12 protein-coding genes are annotated in these 15,280 nt (G+C 57.9%); 5 read left to right on the forward strand and 7 right to left on the reverse strand.

The annotated features are described in order from the left end of the window. Nucleotides 1-78 precede the first annotated feature (78 nt). Nucleotides 79-297 carry an MbcA/ParS/Xre antitoxin family protein gene (locus FW760_RS03480; protein ID WP_017135698.1) on the forward strand — a complete coding sequence of 73 codons (219 nt, stop codon included), beginning with the start codon at nucleotides 79-81 and terminating at the stop codon, nucleotides 295-297. Between the two features lie 72 nt (nucleotides 298-369). On the opposite strand, the gene FW760_RS03485 is transcribed toward FW760_RS03480, so the two are convergent. From FW760_RS03485 to FW760_RS03495, 3 genes are all read right to left on the reverse strand, one after another. After that, nucleotides 370-2,247 carry a chemotaxis protein gene (locus FW760_RS03485; RefSeq protein ID WP_210076559.1) on the reverse strand — a complete coding sequence of 626 codons (1,878 nt, stop codon included), beginning with the start codon at nucleotides 2,245-2,247 and terminating at the stop codon, nucleotides 370-372. After that, nucleotides 2,244-4,004 (reverse strand): hypothetical protein, encoded by a 1,761-nt coding sequence (locus FW760_RS03490; protein ID WP_446443588.1) that lies wholly within the window; start codon nucleotides 4,002-4,004, stop codon nucleotides 2,244-2,246. Before FW760_RS03490 ends, FW760_RS03485 begins: the two co-directional genes overlap by 4 nt. A gap of 459 nt (nucleotides 4,005-4,463) precedes the next feature. Next, nucleotides 4,464-4,787: a hypothetical protein gene (locus FW760_RS03495; RefSeq protein ID WP_210076555.1), complete on the reverse strand. Its 324-nt coding sequence runs from the start codon at nucleotides 4,785-4,787 to the stop codon at nucleotides 4,464-4,466. Between the two features lie 834 nt (nucleotides 4,788-5,621). Here FW760_RS03495 and FW760_RS03500 point away from each other — a divergent pair. Beyond that, nucleotides 5,622-5,984, forward strand: a complete 363-nt coding sequence (locus FW760_RS03500; protein ID WP_017135702.1) for a hypothetical protein — start codon at nucleotides 5,622-5,624, stop codon at nucleotides 5,982-5,984. Nucleotides 5,985-6,507: 523 nt separating this feature from the next. Here the strand turns inward: FW760_RS03500 and FW760_RS03505 are convergent. Further along, nucleotides 6,508-7,797 carry a hypothetical protein gene (locus FW760_RS03505; RefSeq protein ID WP_446443589.1) on the reverse strand — a complete coding sequence of 430 codons (1,290 nt, stop codon included), beginning with the start codon at nucleotides 7,795-7,797 and terminating at the stop codon, nucleotides 6,508-6,510. Nucleotides 7,798-8,721: 924 nt separating this feature from the next. Between FW760_RS03505 and FW760_RS03510 the strand changes: the two genes are divergently transcribed. Next, the gene (locus FW760_RS03510; protein WP_213607526.1) at nucleotides 8,722-9,153 is read left to right on the forward strand and encodes an N-acetyltransferase; all 432 of its coding nucleotides are present in this window, start codon (nucleotides 8,722-8,724) and stop codon (nucleotides 9,151-9,153) included. A gap of 53 nt (nucleotides 9,154-9,206) precedes the next feature. Beyond that, the gene (locus FW760_RS03515; RefSeq protein ID WP_446443590.1) at nucleotides 9,207-9,707 is read left to right on the forward strand and encodes a DUF4019 domain-containing protein; all 501 of its coding nucleotides are present in this window, start codon (nucleotides 9,207-9,209) and stop codon (nucleotides 9,705-9,707) included. A 174-nt stretch (nucleotides 9,708-9,881) separates the two neighbouring features. Here FW760_RS03515 and FW760_RS03520 read toward each other — a convergent pair whose 3' ends face one another. The 3 genes from FW760_RS03520 to ydiJ all read right to left on the reverse strand — a co-directional run bounded on the left by FW760_RS03520 (nucleotide 9,882) and on the right by ydiJ (nucleotide 14,160). Beyond that, nucleotides 9,882-10,286, reverse strand: coding sequence for a DUF2251 domain-containing protein (locus tag FW760_RS03520; protein WP_123752687.1), 405 nt, complete (start codon nucleotides 10,284-10,286; stop codon nucleotides 9,882-9,884). 78 nt (nucleotides 10,287-10,364) lie between these two features. Further along, complete coding sequence (locus FW760_RS03525) at nucleotides 10,365-11,084, reverse strand: TraX family protein (protein ID WP_078480974.1); 720 nt, start codon at nucleotides 11,082-11,084, stop codon at nucleotides 10,365-10,367. A 37-nt stretch (nucleotides 11,085-11,121) separates the two neighbouring features. Continuing rightward, complete coding sequence (ydiJ, locus tag FW760_RS03530) at nucleotides 11,122-14,160, reverse strand: D-2-hydroxyglutarate dehydrogenase YdiJ (RefSeq protein ID WP_446443591.1); 3,039 nt, start codon at nucleotides 14,158-14,160, stop codon at nucleotides 11,122-11,124. A gap of 159 nt (nucleotides 14,161-14,319) precedes the next feature. Between ydiJ and FW760_RS03535 the strand changes: the two genes are divergently transcribed. Next, complete coding sequence (locus tag FW760_RS03535) at nucleotides 14,320-15,216, forward strand: LysR substrate-binding domain-containing protein (protein WP_078480977.1); 897 nt, start codon at nucleotides 14,320-14,322, stop codon at nucleotides 15,214-15,216. The last annotated feature ends 64 nt before the right edge of the window (nucleotides 15,217-15,280 follow it).

Consider the following 15,280-nt stretch of genomic DNA (forward strand, 5'->3'; position numbering starts at 1 on the left):
AGGCTCGCCTATAAGGGGGAGACATTGAGCGGATGGCGATGGTGTAGTCTAGGATCAGACCGCAGAAGGAGCGTACTCATGAGCACCTTGTCACCCGATCAACACGACCGTTACCTGGAAGTACTAAACGCCGCAAAGAGCCTGTATAACGGCGATTGTGATGCAGCCACGCGCTGGATGTCACGTCCGTTACAAGCCTTTGGCGGCAAGGCTCCTGCCGGTATGGTCACGACTAGACTAGAGACTGACACGGTTATCGAGTTTATCAGGCGCTTGGAGCATGGGTTTGTTGCGTGAGTAACATGCGGTGCGCCCTCTAGCCCTCGATCCCGCTGTCGGTTCGGGTGCGTCCATGGCATGAGTCGGCGTTCAGGGCTGGCCCGGCCACTCCCCGGAATCAGCTTCCCAAGTCGGTATCGAATCGAAATTAATCACAGAATCTCCGCCTGATCTAAGGTCTGCGCCCGCCCGGCGCGCAGACCAGTAGGCCGAGTGAGCGCGGACGGTGGCGATACGAGACAGACAGTTATCTGAAACAGGGTGTGGGGCAAGATCCTCCCTGATCACCAGTGGTAACCAGAGCTGTGGCGGCAGGGGAAGCCGACTGTTACGGCATGCCATTACGAAGACCGGCCAATGGTCTAGGCGTATAGCAGACAAGCCGGTGTAGTGTCCTTCTTCAGAACACTCTTTCAAAAGAATATTCCTCGCTGCAGCGCCGTCAGCCGTGATGGGTATGTCACACAGCGCTAAGCCGTGCGAGGGATTGCCGCGATACAGGGCGGCCTCAGTCTCAGGCCCCGGCATCCAGAGCTGCTGATTGCAATGTTTCATCTCGCTTCGTATGAATTGAGCGAATTGTGCACTAGCCTCCGTTTCGCCATTCAAGGTGGCCCAGAGCAGTGTGATCGGAATCAGAGCGCTGCCCTTCGTATGCTGCGCCCGATATTCTTTTGTCCTGGCCTCGGGATGACGTATCAGTTCCTGATAGCTCCCGTGGATAGTGGGGTATTGATAATGCCTTGTGAAATTGAATTCGTAGTGGGTCAAAAGCTCATCGCAGTAATCCTGCGCATGACTGCGCCAGTCACTCATCATCGACAGGAACATCAAAGCACAACTGACCTCGATCACCTGCTCATCGGCAACAGGTGAGAATAACGCCCGATTGTTATTGATGAGCTCGACAATATGCCGGGCGAGTCTGGATGCTTCCTCTGGCACCTCGGAGGCGCCAAGTACGCGTATCCCATCAGCGTCCAAATGAGGCCACAAAACCCATAGACCCCTGACCGCGATACGTCCCAGTATCTCAAACAGCTTAAGGTTGATGTCCACCGCGCTGTGAGAGTTCACGGAGCTGGCCAGCGCATCGCGCCTGGCTGCCAGTGGTAAGATCTTAACCTCCATTAGCTCCGCCCAGATCTTAGTGTGCAGATCCAGTAGCTCGCTGAAGGTCAACCCGATCCGAGTATGTCCGATCGACGCAGCCTCAATGTCAGCTTTGACCAGCTCCCAAGCTCGCAGAATGACCAGTTCACTGGCTCGGTAGGGGGCCTCGAGGTTCTCCTGCGTGCGCGCCCAAACGAATAGCACCGAGAGGCAGATATACATTTGCCGCAGCGTGGCGAGCCGCTGGGAGGCGTCCAGGTTATCCACCTCCGCGAGTCCTTCAATCAACGCGGTGAAATGGCGAACAGAGACATCAGGCTCATCAAGCATCGCGATGGACTTCTGAAACCGAGACTGAAGAGTCTTGCTCACGTGCTGGTGCTGGAGCAATCCGTCGGCGAGCAAGCCCGCCATGTAATCGCCATTCCACTCCTGAAAAGAAATTCGCTCATCGGTAAGCCTGCTGATCAAGCCTGTCAGGTTGTCCCTCACAGCCTCTTTCACACTACCGCCGAAGCACAGGCAAATCACGATCTTCAGTGACTCGTACTGTGCAGAAATCCGCTTGGGAATGTAGACGTCAATGATGTCGTTGATTGAGGTTCGCACTCCCTGGGGTACCGCATCCCACTCGGCCCGGGTCAAATCTCCCTGCTTGATTGTGAACAGATAAAGCTTTTGCTCGCCGCCCACCTCGGGGCTGATAGCGGCAACGTCTACCCCAAACTGGCGTGGCCCCGTCGATGGACGCGAGATCACGTTGAATCCGAGCTCGCTTAAGAGATCCGGCAAAACGACGTCCAGCTCATTGCGTTCGCGGAGCGAGGCGAGGTACTCACGGAAGACGAGTTTCATTGCGATCGCTTCTCGTACAGAAAGTTGAGGATCTGGAGCTCCAGCGTGGAGGGTTCTAGAACCGAATGCCTCGCTAACTGGAAGGAGTGTTGGATAGTGGCGAGCGACTGTTCCATGCGGCGCATAGGCCCGGTCTCACCTTCGGCCATACCCTGCGGTGGTGGGATTTCCGGTATCCAGCTGGCCATGCCAGTGCCATAAAGCAGTAATTTCTCACTGCCCAGGCTCGCTATGAATGAAGTTTTGCGGGCCTCTACCATCCGACTTTGCATTTCTTCATTACGTCGATGATGCTCCAGCTGACGCTCGCGCTCCGAGGGTTGCAACTCGAGGATGTGTGCGTTTCCGAGGCCATCCAGGTACTTCTGTAGCTCCAGCAATACTTGATCGACTGCCTGCGAAGCGGGATCGGAGGCATCAGCCGCTATCTCGTCCAAATAATCCGATCGCAAGCCTGAATAGTTGATCAGAACGGGATCGAACAGAAGGGACTGCAACGCCACCTTGGTTGCATCCATGGCGTTACGCATCAGGCTGACTATCAGGGATGCCATGTAAACGGGCTTCGAGAAAAAGACTCCAAGCGCTTTGCGCGCGATGAACAAGTAATCGCTATCTGCGAGATCCATCGCCAGGCGGAAATCAAACGTGAATATTCGACCCTCACTGGCTGCAAATAGGCCTCGCCTGAGCTCCGTGGAGAGGCGCACTGACCCTGACTGAAGCCAAGACACCACCCACTCGTCCAAGACTGAATCGTCGCCGCTCTCGAGTTGATGTAGCACAGAGCTGAAACGTGTGAATGGGACGCCGGGGTCATCGAGGATGAACTTTTCGATCACCTGGCGAGCTTCCAACACCTCACCGTTCCTGATGACCCCAGCCAAGACGATATCCAACAGCTGGATGATTTCATCCTCTGGTTGACCTGACGCTACAAGCGCAAGGAGATCGCGACGGACTTGGGCACTGTACGGATTGGAGTTGCCCAGCAGCTCACGAGCTATCGTCTGTTTCGCCGTCAGAGTGACAGGGCTGGCAGCTTGCGTGATCAGTTCGTACGTTGAGTGATGAAGTTCCGACGGGGCATCCTTGTGCCATGCAAGCGCCAAAGTGAGCAGGGCGTCCCGCACTGTTGTTTCGGTCTCCCGCTCGACTACAGCGGAGAGGGTATCAACCAAACCAGCATCACGGCTTCGTAGTTCAGCAGATAAATTACAGAGAGCTCTGGCAGCCTGGGTACGCTGAGTGGCATCTCCATTGTTGAGCAACTCTAGCGCCTGGCCCAAATAGAACTCAGCATCGGAGTTCAGGCCGGCGCTGATGCATGCTTGGACGCAATGAAATCGCTGAGTAAGCGGGGCGCCCGCTTTGATAAGGTGGAGCAACTCAACAAGGCGCTCTTGCGAAGCCTGGCACCAGTTCATTATCACCGTGTATGAGGAATGGCTGAGCATGGGGTCATCTTGAGGGTTTGCTCCAGCCATTAGCTCAAGCAAATCCGCACAGCTCGTAGCGAGTGAGCCCAACGCCGGCAGAAGAATTTCAGTCGCGTGGTACCGGTCGTTGCCCTCAGCCCAGGACAATTCAGGCAGAGGCAGCAAGGCGCGAAGATCGACCTCATTTGCGTTATGAGCATCGATCAAGGCTTGGGAAAAGGGCGCGCTGTCATACCGCCAACTGTCCTTGAAAATCAGATCAAGCAGACCGCCGTTTGCCGCGGCCCCGATGATGTCATCTCGCGATGGGGTGGTCATCTCAACTCCTTGCAAGCAATCCATTGCTCAGGCATCGCCGAGCTCGTGATCCTGATGGTACGAGCTCGGCGAGAAAGAGGCGAGTGGGCAGCATCTGGGCCCAGTTGAATTGCATATGAATCCCCGCTTTGAAGCGGGCTTTGCGCGAGACATCATTCGCACTCAAAACGAGCGCCAAGCTCAAGATGAGCCTGCAAAAAGCGACTAGGACTGACTCGATGCAATTCGCTTAGCGGTCAAGCACAAGCTCCTCGCAAGCTAAGAGCGCCAGGCCATTGCTGTATGTTGAGGATGGAAGACAATCGGCCCCAGATCACGACTAAATGTGCCTTGGTTCAGAACAGCCGTGCTGAAGGCTGAGTTTTATCGCTCGCCGGGGAGGGCGCTCAGAACGGCGGCACGCGAATATCATTTCCGGTGGCGGAGATGGCATGACAGCTGAATCAGGTGCCTTTAATGCTAATGAACAAACTCGAGACGATCCTGGGCAGGCTGGCCGACACAATCGACGATATCGAACTGAGCATTCACCGTCTCGCCGGCATTGATAGCGGCGAGCCTCACTTGTACGTGTTCGTCCCAAACAGGATCACAAAACCGCGTGTCCGGCCAGAAGTTATATGCTTCGTCTGCTACAAGTTTCTTGGCAAGCGCTCTCTGCTCCGAACCAATCAAACACCAAGCCGCAAGAACTCTATCGTCCCAGGTCGCGGACGTCAGAAGGTGTATTGGAGCAACATAGCCCAAAGAAAATTGATCGACTTCTCTGTCAAATGCACACATCGCAAGAACCTTTAGCCATAGAGTCTACCAAAGTGAAAAACCAACCTATCGCCTGGAACTGACAGAGGCTTACAAGCTGTTTATGAGCGGTTGGCAAGCGTCTTCTGCTAAACCACCTTTTGGTTTTGGTTCTAGGTGCTGGGGCAGTTAAATTGATGACGGACACTTTTCTGCATTCTCTTTGTTAGACTGACTCTAGACGTGACGACTCTTCATGGGAATCTGTTTTTATTTATAATCCCTATGGAGCACGCGGTGACGCAATTAGAGAATCCGGCATGCTAGGGAGCGAAGGTTTGTCTCATATCAAGCATGCTTGAGAGGATTGGCTGAGCAGAAGTGCCGAGGATACACCTCACCCTTGAACCCATATCTCGCTCATATAGCGCCTTCACCATCTGCAGGGCCTTGCCATTCGAGCCTGCGCATTGGCGAGTCAGCCCGGCTACCGCTCGTCGACAAACGCACTCAAATTTTGCCGCTTATTAAACATAAATTGACGCTTAGCGGGCGATGCGAAGACGTAACAATAAAAGCCATAATAGCTGCTTAAAACTGCACGTCTCAAAAGCGTAAAACGAGAAACTCTGCGCAGCACTAGGCTGAAAGCTTCGAGCTAAAGGCTTTGGCTTTGCCTAGAGGAATGGTCTCAATATATAGAATACCCGTTCCTAATTTTCTGAGGGGAAGCTATGCGTAGCCTGATCTCTCCGAAATATCTCAGCAGAGATAAAGGTAAAATATCAGAGACCTGTTGCAGCTTCACTTTTGACAAAGTGTCATGGAACTCTACGCTGCCATAGCCTATATCTACTATTTTATATGGAGGTGGCTATGAAAATCGCCGATACCAGACCCGTAGTCGATGCCTTTACACTGGACGTCATGTTGTACAATGATGACCACTCTATCAAACTGGGCCGCCCGACGATGACTTTAGGGTTTGATCCGGCATCCCGCGAAATCAAATGGTTCAAAGTGACATTAGGCAGGAATCTGAAACATCCGGTAGGAGCTCGTACTCTCCCTGGGCATCGGGTTCCCGCTACAATCGAGCGCGCTATGAATTGGATTGCTAAACGGCTCCACTCTTGGGAATTGTCACGGTCAAATAAAAGCGACTCATTCTCGGACGGACTTACGCTCGCTAAATTGGAGCAGTGGCTATCAAGTGAAATAAAAAAATACCCTAAATAGGTTTGGCTAACATCGAGCCCAACTCAAAACAGCCATGGATGGCGCACAGGGATGTAATAAAATCTCCGCTCCTTGCCAATAGTCTGCGCCAAACCCTCAAAAATCAGCTCAGAGGCCTTTCCAAGTAGCCCCATAAACTTCGCCAATTCTGACTTTGGATCTCACTACAGCACAGTGCGTATCCATGGCTTCACGCCATGGAGGCATTGAAAGGGATGCCACCTGAGCGACCTAGCAAGCTGATCTCATTGAGCTCAACGTGAGGCATTCTAGATTGCTTCGGCGTGCAACCGAGGCGCGGGGATTTTTTGCTGAAGCTGCGTGAGCTACTAAGTCGGATGCAGTTACCGAGACGCGGCATCTCAAGCTGTCATTAATGCCGGGGAGGGCGGTTGCAATCTTGGCGCAGACATGAGGATGGAGCCTCAGGGCCAAGACCCCGACGAAGTCAGGCTTGATTACATCAGCCATGCGGAGCTTGCTTCTCCTAGGTCTGGATTGTGCCGGTGGTGCATGCTCGCAGTCAGAGAGACGGCCCACCTCCATGCCGATGCAGCCACTGACCCGCCGGCAGATTTTTGCAGATTCCAAGATCTGGCCAAACACTCTCGTCATGATGTGGCTCATCGATACTCACCGCGCTCGGCACCCAGCCGGCCGCCCTGGCTGACTTCCTCAGCTCAAGGAACGTGACCGATGCCCCGGGCTGCAAGTGATCGCAACTGCGCCAAGGGGAGCTCCCTGCGAGCGAACTTTGCTGCAGTCGCGTCAAAATGGTGGTCGTGAACCTGCAGAATAGGTCGACCAGGGTGTGGCCCGAGTAACCGCCGGTACCATCCATTAACGGCAGCAGCAGGCTTTGCGGGGAAACATCGGAATTCTGGCTATGCCTGAACTTGGCATAACGCCGGAAATAGGCAGCGAACGGAGGAGCCAGCGGATAGCGCAGGCGAGGGTAGTGAGGGCTTTCAAACCATCCTGCCTTTTGATCGTCGGCCTCGCCGGCTTTGAAGCTTGAGAAGGTCAAACTCAGCGCCGATGATGACCCCAACGCGCGCAGAGGGACGTCAGAATAGATGGCCATGGCTGCGACGAGAAGCCATGACTCCCATTGTTTATCGCTCTGGGCCAACGAAGTAGCCGTCGACATCAAATCTGACAGTTGCGCGGGCGTGAATATCGTCCGGGTTTTCACCTGGCGAACCTCGAAATCTCGCGATTTCAGAGCATCGAAGGGATTCATCGGGGTTGTGGTTCGCAGTGCATATAGGTAGTTGAAAAAATCCCTCCCACTACGCAGGAACATAGTTCGGTGCTGAACGGTTCCAAGTGCGAAATCTGACCCTGTCCCTGGAGTGGATGTCGACGTTGAGGCGGAAATGTCTGCCAGCTGCTTTCTGACTATCGGCCGCCAGTTGTTATTAATTGGCTTGACCGCGAATTCTGTCTTGGTCTTCAGCAAGTAGCGCGTCCCGCCAGTCTTCGAAATCCATGAGTTGGGCAGACGCATGACGAAGCGCATGAAATCCCTGGCATCCGTTTCTTGCCACTCCAGGAACGGCTTGTGCCGAATAGACCAGCTCCAATGCATCATCGTCTCAAGCACTGGGCACACGATCTTGTAGTGCCTTGGGCTGAACTCAGGCCGTTGGCATTGCTTGGCGAGGAAGTTGATCCCGAGGCGCCACGTTTGAAATGCCTCCAGTGCGGGGTCTAGGGTGTCGAGCCGTGCGCGGACGTCATTATTGATGGGGCGTTCCAGGCCTTGGTGGTCGGTTAGGAGCACAATCGGCGGGAACAGCGGATACGGCACGAAGGAATCCGTCAGCTCGGCTGGCCCTGGCCCTGACGCTGGCGATTCGGACGGCGGGCTCGGCGCCAGCTTAGGGCGTGGTTTGCGCGCCGGGTTCTTAATCGATGTCCGCGCTGACTTCATCATGGCGCAAAGCTCCTCAGCCGCGGGTTGAGCGACTGTTGAAGGAAAGCCTTAATCATGGCGGCGGCCGTAAAACACCCTGAGGTCACTAGGAACTCAACGTGGTCAGATCACCGGTTGCGGCTGCCTGTAGGCGTTCTAAGTCTGGCAGCCTGGCCCAAGCTGCATAGCTGCCAGAACTTGGCCGTGGAGTGCCAGCGCATGGATGTAAATTGTAGACGCCGAAGGATGCTGACAGATGCGGAATCAGATCTAGACCGCTTGAGGTGCGGGGATCAATGGTGAATAGGCTTGGGGCTGACTCGAGCGCTGGCTTACGCGATGGTGCCGATCGTCGTGCAAAGCACAGGCATGACAGGAGAAGACTAAACTTGGGCAATCGTCGGCTCAGTTGAGTGAAGCTTCAATTTCTACCGTAGATCGAGAGCTTTGGCTGAACTAGACGATGTGATTTCGGATGGGGTGTCTAGCCGCTGAATTATGGTTTTCAAACCGGGCACGCAGGGATGGCGGGGCTGGTGAAGCTGAGGAGGTACAGGAAAGATGGAGCGTAACGAATTGATTCGAGGGATGTATGGTCAATTCAGGCAAAGTCTGGTTTTCGGGGGCTGGTGACATACATGAACTTACCAACGCTACACACGATTTAACATAATATACATTATGCGTACTGCCGTATCATCCGCTCAAGACTACGCCAGGCCAGATTTCAACCCTGAGCCCCCCGTGCTTTCCCACCACGAATCGCTTTGCGGCATACTCACAAGCTTTGTACCGCTTGCACGCACTTCAAGGGACGACATGGTAAGAACATTTGAACCGCAAGACATGGAACGCGTCCTCGACATCTGGTTGCGCGCTTCGATCAAGGCCCATGACTTTATCGACGCGTCGTATTGGCAATCCAATGTCGTGGCAATGCGCGAACTCTATATCCCTGCATCACAGACAATTGTCATCGAAGACAAATCGGCGGTTCAGGGATTTTGCTCGTTACTGGACAACCAACTGGCGGCACTGTTCGTGGACCCTGACCAGCAAGGCCGTGGGCTGGGTCGTCAATTGCTCGAACACGTCAAATCGTTGCGCACCGAATTGAGCCTGGCGGTTTACAAGGAGAATTCACGCAGCATCGCTTTTTACCAGTCCCAGGGTTTTACAGTGATCAAGGAGCAGATTGATCCGCAGACCGGCCATGCCGAATACCTGATGAGCTACAAGAGCCACCTTTAAACGTCTGGACGCCACATTCGTCCGTTGGACCCCTCAACCTTCGAGGTTTTTGCATGAAGCAATGTTTCGCCGTTCTAAGCAGCCTGTTACTGATTGCTGGTTGCGATGTTTCATTCAACACAAACGCCAGCGGTACACAGGCGTCCGCAGTCGTAGTCTCCGATCCAGGCTCTGCGCAACAGCAACGCCTGGTGGTCGATACCGCTGTGCAGTTCCTGATGTTGCTCGATGCCGGAAGAACCGACATGACCTGGGCCACAGCGGGCTCCGCGCTCAAGACAACCACGACCGAGTCGAACTGGGTAAAAGGCATCGGGACGTTGCGCATGGGCCTGGGCGAGCTGAAGCAACGTGATCGAGCACAGATCACCTTCACCAAACAGCTGCCTGATGCGCCGCCTGGGCATTACGCTGCAGTTCAGACCCAATCGGCCTTTTCGAACCTCACCGTCACCGAGGCTGTGCTGCTGGCTGAAGAAAACGAACAGTGGCGCGTTGTCGGCTACAACCTCAGTAAAACCGTCGAAGTTGCTGCAAAAATGCGGCTCTTCTAGTAGCGTTCGTGAGGTTGCATTCGCAGCGGTTCAAGGGTGCCCCTGCTCCCCGCTAAACTAGCCTTTTCTTATAACTCAACTAAAGGACTATTTAGTTGAGTTATATTGAAATGTGGAAAGCAGCTGGTCACGCCTACCTGTACCCTGCCCCCTCCTGGTCAATTTGCTGACTCATCAGGCAAACAATTTCAGCGCATCGTCATTCCACTCATGGCCCTGCTCCGACCAGCCGTTACCCACAGGTGGTGGAAATGCAGTATGGCAATAGCCCTGCTTGCCCGTGAAATCAAACACGGCATGAGGGCGATCGTTGATCAGCAATACCGCCTTGCTATGGTCCATGGACCAGCCGACCTTCACTGTCGAAGGCTTTTGCCGATCAGTTACCTCGTCCACGTTGTAGATGTGCAACGCATCCTGAATCGGGTTATCGGTAGCGGTGGTGTCAAGTGCATAGAAGTAGCCGGTCTCCTCGTCGTCCTCGAACACCACAACAAAGGCCCCCTCCTGTGCGGGCGCCTCGACTACAGTGGCTTGGCCTACGATGAGTTCCTGCTCTGCTGCGAGGTAGATGGGCATGCGAACGGTCCTTGTCACCGAATAAAAAGAAGGCGCGAATGATGCCTAGCCTTGCGTAGTGCTCGCAAGGCCCGGCACTCACATAAGTTTGCGTATGACCTGCAGCGCGCCAAGATGCACCGGGTAGAACCAGTACGCCCAATGGCGTACCGGCCAGATGCCGGTGGTGAGAGGCATGCGTAACAGCCACAGGCCGAACAGCGGTGCAAGGAACGCGGTGCCGAGTACCGCCAGTGAGTAGGCGTCCACTTCCATCGCCCTCGCCCACAAACTGCTGCGGGTATTGACCGCCACGCTGAGCAAGGCCGGCACCAGCCATACCGGCCCCGGCCGCTTGATGGCCAACAGCAGGGCCGCCGGCAGCAGGCAGCCGAGAAATCCGTACATCAGCCGCTCGTCCAGCCAGGCGGCCGCGACAGCGGCGCCCACGGCCAAGGCAGCACTGAGCGTGTTGCGATGCTGAAAGCCCCAGGCAATCAGCAGCCCTAGGGTCAGGGTGAACATCACATTGAGGGTGCCCAGCGCGCTGATGGGGCGGTACACCCCTTCGGATATCACGCTGAACACCAGCATCCAGCCCAGGTAGCGCGTGTTGCTTTGGCTGAGCAACTGGCCAGGGCGCGAACGCGCGACGTTGGCGGCGATCGCCAGGCAGAACAGCGGGAACGCCAGCCGTCCGGGTATGAACAGGGCGTGGGCGTCGGGCCACAACAGGCGCAGATGATCCAACAGCATGGTCAGCATGGCCAGCCACTTGATCAGGTCCAGCGGGATATCGCGCCGTGTCGCTACAGTCATGGCTCCTCGTTTCGGTCAATGGAAGGCCAGGCCATCATCACACTTGCCGGGCTACCCGCGCCAGCAACACCTCAAGCGGGTGCTGCAACCCCTGCCCCTCCTGGCGCTTGACCTGGCTGCGGCACGAATAACCATCGGCCAGCAACCGGCCACCCTGCCCATGCCGGGCCACGATCGGTTGCCAGGACTGCTGGTAGATGATCGCGGAGGTGGCCACGTTGCGGGTCTCGTGACCATAGGTACCGGACATCCCGCAGCAACCGCTCGCAAGCACCTGAAGCTTGAGCCCCATGCGTTCGAACACCTTCTGCCACAGCGCGATCGCCGCCGGCTCGTTGGTCTTTTCGGTGCAGTGCGGCAGGAACTGGTAGACCTCTTCGTCGACCACCGCTGCCGATTCTGGCAGCACCGACGCCAGCCACTCCTGCGGCAAGGCCACGGTCGGGGCACCGTCGTTGCCCAGGGTCTTGCGGTATTCCTGGCGATACACCAGGGTCATCGCCGGGTCCAGGCCCACCAGGGGTACGCCCGAGGCCTGCAACAGCAGCAGCGACTTGGCGTTGAACTGCGCAGCCTTGGCGAACGCCCCCAGAAAGCCCTGCACCTGCAACGGCTTGCCATTGGGTGCAAACGGTGCCAGGTACACCTGGTAGCCGAGGCGGCTGATCAGCTCCAGCCACTGGGCTGCCAGAGGCGTTTCGAAGAAACGGGTGAACGCGTCCTGCACCAGGATCACGCTGCGCTTGCGCTGTTCGTCGGACAACGCGGCCAGGGCGCCCACACTTGCCTGCTTGACGTTCCAGCGCTTGCACTCGGCTTCGAAGTCATGGGTGCTCAGCAGCGGGCTGTCGACCATGCCGGCCATGTGCTGCAGCGCGTAGCGCACCGGTGTGGCGGCCATGATCGCGTTGTACAGTCGCGGCAAGCGCGCCAGGTGCGGGATGCTGAACTCCAGCGAGCCGATCAGGTAGTCCTTCATCGGGCGCAGGTAACGACTGTGGTACAGCTCCAGAAAGCGCGAGCGAAACTCCGGTACGTTGACCTTGATCGGGCATTGCCCCGCGCACGACTTGCACGCCAGGCAACCGGACATCGCCTCGTACACCTCATGTGAGAAGTCCTTGCGCCCAACAAGGCGCGCCAGGGAGTTCCAGGTGCGCTGCGCTACACCGGTTACCCTGCCCGCTCCCGCCAGGTTCAGCACGTCCACCCCCGCCTCGCCCTGGCGGCGCAGCCATTCGCGAATCAACGAGGCACGGCCCTTGGGCGAGTGGATGCGGTTGCGCGTGGCCTTCCACGACGGGCACATGGCGTCGTTGGGGTCGAAGTTGTAGCACGCGCCGTTGCCGTTGCAGTGCACGGCGCTTTCATAGTGTTGCCACACGCGCTCGTCGATGGTGCGGTCCAGGTCGCCGCGCAGGGTAACCGCGTCCACCTCGGTCAGGCGCGCCGCCGGCACGCTCGACGGGGTGGCGATCTTGCCGGGGTTGAGCTGGTTGAACGGGTCGAACGCGGCCTTGAGGTCCTGCAGCGCCGGGTACAGCTCACCAAAGAAGTCCGGCACGTACTGCGAGCGCAGGCCCTTGCCGTGCTCGCCCCACAGCAGGCCCCCGTACTTGTGGGTAAGCGCCGCGACCGCGTCGGAAATCGGCCGGATCAGCTGGGCCTGGGCCGGGTCCTTCATGTCCAGGATCGGCCGCACGTGCAGCACGCCGGCATCCACATGGCCGAACATGCCGTACTGCAGGCCGTGGCTGTCGAGCAAGGCGCGAAACTCGAAGATGTAGTCGGCAAGATTCTCCGGCGGCACGGCGGTGTCTTCCACAAAGGGCTGCGGGCGTGCCTCGCCCTGCACGTTGCCCAGCAGACCGACCGAGCGCTTGCGCATGGTGTACACCTGGTTCACCGCCTGGGCACCCACCGCCAGGGTATGGCCCAGGCGCACCACCGAGGTGTCGCGCTGAAGGTGCTGGATGAAGGCGTCGACGGTCTGTTCAAGGGCATCCAGGTCGTCGCCGCTGAACTCGATCAGGTTGATGCCCAGGGTCTGGGTGTCGGGGTGCGGCGGGAAGTACTGGGCCACGCCGTGCCACACGATGTCCTTCATCGCCAGCATCAATACCTTGGAGTCCACCGTCTCGATCGACAGCGGGCTGTGCGCCATCAGCGCCTTGGCGTCGCGCAGTGCATCCATGAACGCGGCGTACTGCACGTTGACCAGGATCGAGTGCTTGGGGATGGGCAGCACATTGAGCCTGGCTTCGACGATGAAGCCCAGCGAGCCTTCCGAACCGCACAGCACGCTGTTGAGGTTGAAGCTGTCCGGGGTTTCGCGCAGGTGCGCCAGGTCGTAGCCGGTCAGGCAGCGGTTGAGCTTGGGAAAGATCGCCTCGATCAGCGCCGCCTTGCCGTCGGCAATGGCCTGGGCGCAGCGATAGACTTCGCCGACCTTGTCGGTACGGGCGGTACAGGCCTGCAACTGCGGGTTGTCGATCGGTGCGGTGTCCAGGCGAGCGCCGCCCAGCAGCACGGTGCTCAGTTCGAGCACGTGGTCGCGGGTCTTGCCATAGGTGCAACTGCCCTGCCCGCTGGCATCGGTGTTGATCATGCCGCCCACGGTGGCACGGTTGGAGGTGGACAGTTCCGGTGCGAAGAACAGGCCGTGGGGCTTGAGCGCGGCGTTCAGCTGATCCTTGACCACCCCGCTCTGCACCCGCACCCAGCGCTGCTCGACGTTGATCTCGAGGATGTTGTTCATGTGCCGCGACAGGTCGACGATGATCCCGTCGGTCAACGACTGGCCATTGGTACCGGTACCGCCGCCACGCGGCGTGAGCACCACCGAGCGATGCTGCGGCTGGGCGACCAGGCGTGCCAGCAACTCGACATCCTGCGCGTCACGGGGGAACACGGCCGCCTGGGGCAGGCGCTGGTAGATGGAGTTGTCGGTGGCCAGCACGGTACGCAGGCCCATGTCGCGCGCGACCTCGCCCCTGAAGCCCTCGCTCTGCAGTGCATCGAGAAAACGCTGGTAATGGCTGGCGGGGACACGGTCGGGGGCAAGCAGAGCAATCATGACAAGGGATCCTGAGGCGATATATGACGCAGCGTCACATTCAAAACACGTATGCTTGGCAGCCAGGCAAGGTCTGCCGCATGCTTTATGGGGCTATGTTCCCGTGTGCGGCGCGGGCCTACAACTGAATTTCGTGTGACTTTTGCATGAGCTTTATGAATGAATCCAAGACGACTCACCCCTTCCATGTCGGTGCTTATCGCGTTTGAGGCCTCGGCGCGCCATGGCAGCTTCACCAAGGCGGCCGAAGAACTGGCGCTGACCCAAAGTGCGGTCAGTCGCCAGGTGCAGGCGCTGGAGGCGCAACTGGAGGTGGCGTTGTTCAGCCGCGTGGGCCGGCATATCGAGCTCACCGCCGCCGGCGCCCTGTATCACCACGAGCTGGCCGCAGCCCTGGCCCGCATTCGCAACGCGACGCTGCAGACCATCGCCCACAAGGCCGGCGACGGGCCGCTGCACCTGGCGGTGCTGCCCACGTTCGGCTCCAAGTGGCTGCTGCCGCGCATGAATGACTTCTACCGCCGCCATCCCGGCGTGCTGGTGCACATGCATTCGCGCATTGCCCCGGCCGAGCAGGACAAGGATCAGATGCACGCCTTCATCAGTGTCGGCACCGGGCATTGGCCCGGTCATGTGGCGCATCGGCTGCTGTCCGAGACGCTGGTGGTGGTGGCCAGCCCTGGCGCCCTGCCCGGCTACGCCAGCCTGACGCCGGCGGACATCTCGCAGCAGGCCCTGCTCAGTGTGGTGTCACGCCCCCATGCCTGGGCCGACTGGTTCGAACAGAACGGCCTGCAGCACCGGGCCATGCGCATGGGGCCGGGCTTCGAGCTGACTGCCCACCTGATCCAGGCGGCGGTGGCCGGTATCGGCATCGGGCTGGTGCCACGCATTCTGGTGCAGGACGAGATCGCCAGCGGCGAGTTGGTGGCGTTGTTCGAGCCGGTGGACAGCGGGCGTGGCTACTACCTCACCTACGCCACGCGCTATCAGCAGTTGCCAGCGCTGCAGGCGTTCACCCAGTGGCTGCTGTCGGTCGAGTTTCCCGACAGCTGAGCGACGTTACCGGCGCCATGTAGGAGCCGGCCTTGCCGGCGAAGGCACCGACGCCGTTGCCGCA

The sequence above is a fragment of the Pseudomonas sp. 1176_21 genome (assembly GCF_052850635.1).

Bases quoted from the DNA above. Each gene is read 5' to 3' on its own strand.
- FW760_RS03480 (WP_017135698.1), top strand. From the start codon at position 79: ATGAGCACCTTGTCACCCGATCAACACGACCGTTACCTGGAAGTACTA.
- FW760_RS03485 (WP_210076559.1), bottom strand. From the start codon at position 2,247: ATGAAACTCGTCTTCCGTGAGTACCTCGCCTCGCTCCGCGAACGCAAT.
- FW760_RS03490 (WP_446443588.1), bottom strand. From the start codon at position 4,004: ATGACCACCCCATCGCGAGATGACATCATCGGGGCCGCGGCAAACGGC.
- FW760_RS03495 (WP_210076555.1), bottom strand. From the start codon at position 4,787: ATGTGTGCATTTGACAGAGAAGTCGATCAATTTTCTTTGGGCTATGTT.
- FW760_RS03500 (WP_017135702.1), top strand. From the start codon at position 5,622: ATGAAAATCGCCGATACCAGACCCGTAGTCGATGCCTTTACACTGGAC.
- FW760_RS03510 (WP_213607526.1), top strand. From the start codon at position 8,722: ATGGTAAGAACATTTGAACCGCAAGACATGGAACGCGTCCTCGACATC.
- FW760_RS03515 (WP_446443590.1), top strand. From the start codon at position 9,207: ATGAAGCAATGTTTCGCCGTTCTAAGCAGCCTGTTACTGATTGCTGGT.
- FW760_RS03520 (WP_123752687.1), bottom strand. From the start codon at position 10,286: ATGCCCATCTACCTCGCAGCAGAGCAGGAACTCATCGTAGGCCAAGCC.
- FW760_RS03525 (WP_078480974.1), bottom strand. From the start codon at position 11,084: ATGACTGTAGCGACACGGCGCGATATCCCGCTGGACCTGATCAAGTGG.
- ydiJ (WP_446443591.1), bottom strand. From the start codon at position 14,160: ATGATTGCTCTGCTTGCCCCCGACCGTGTCCCCGCCAGCCATTACCAG.
- FW760_RS03535 (WP_078480977.1), top strand. From the start codon at position 14,320: ATGAATCCAAGACGACTCACCCCTTCCATGTCGGTGCTTATCGCGTTT.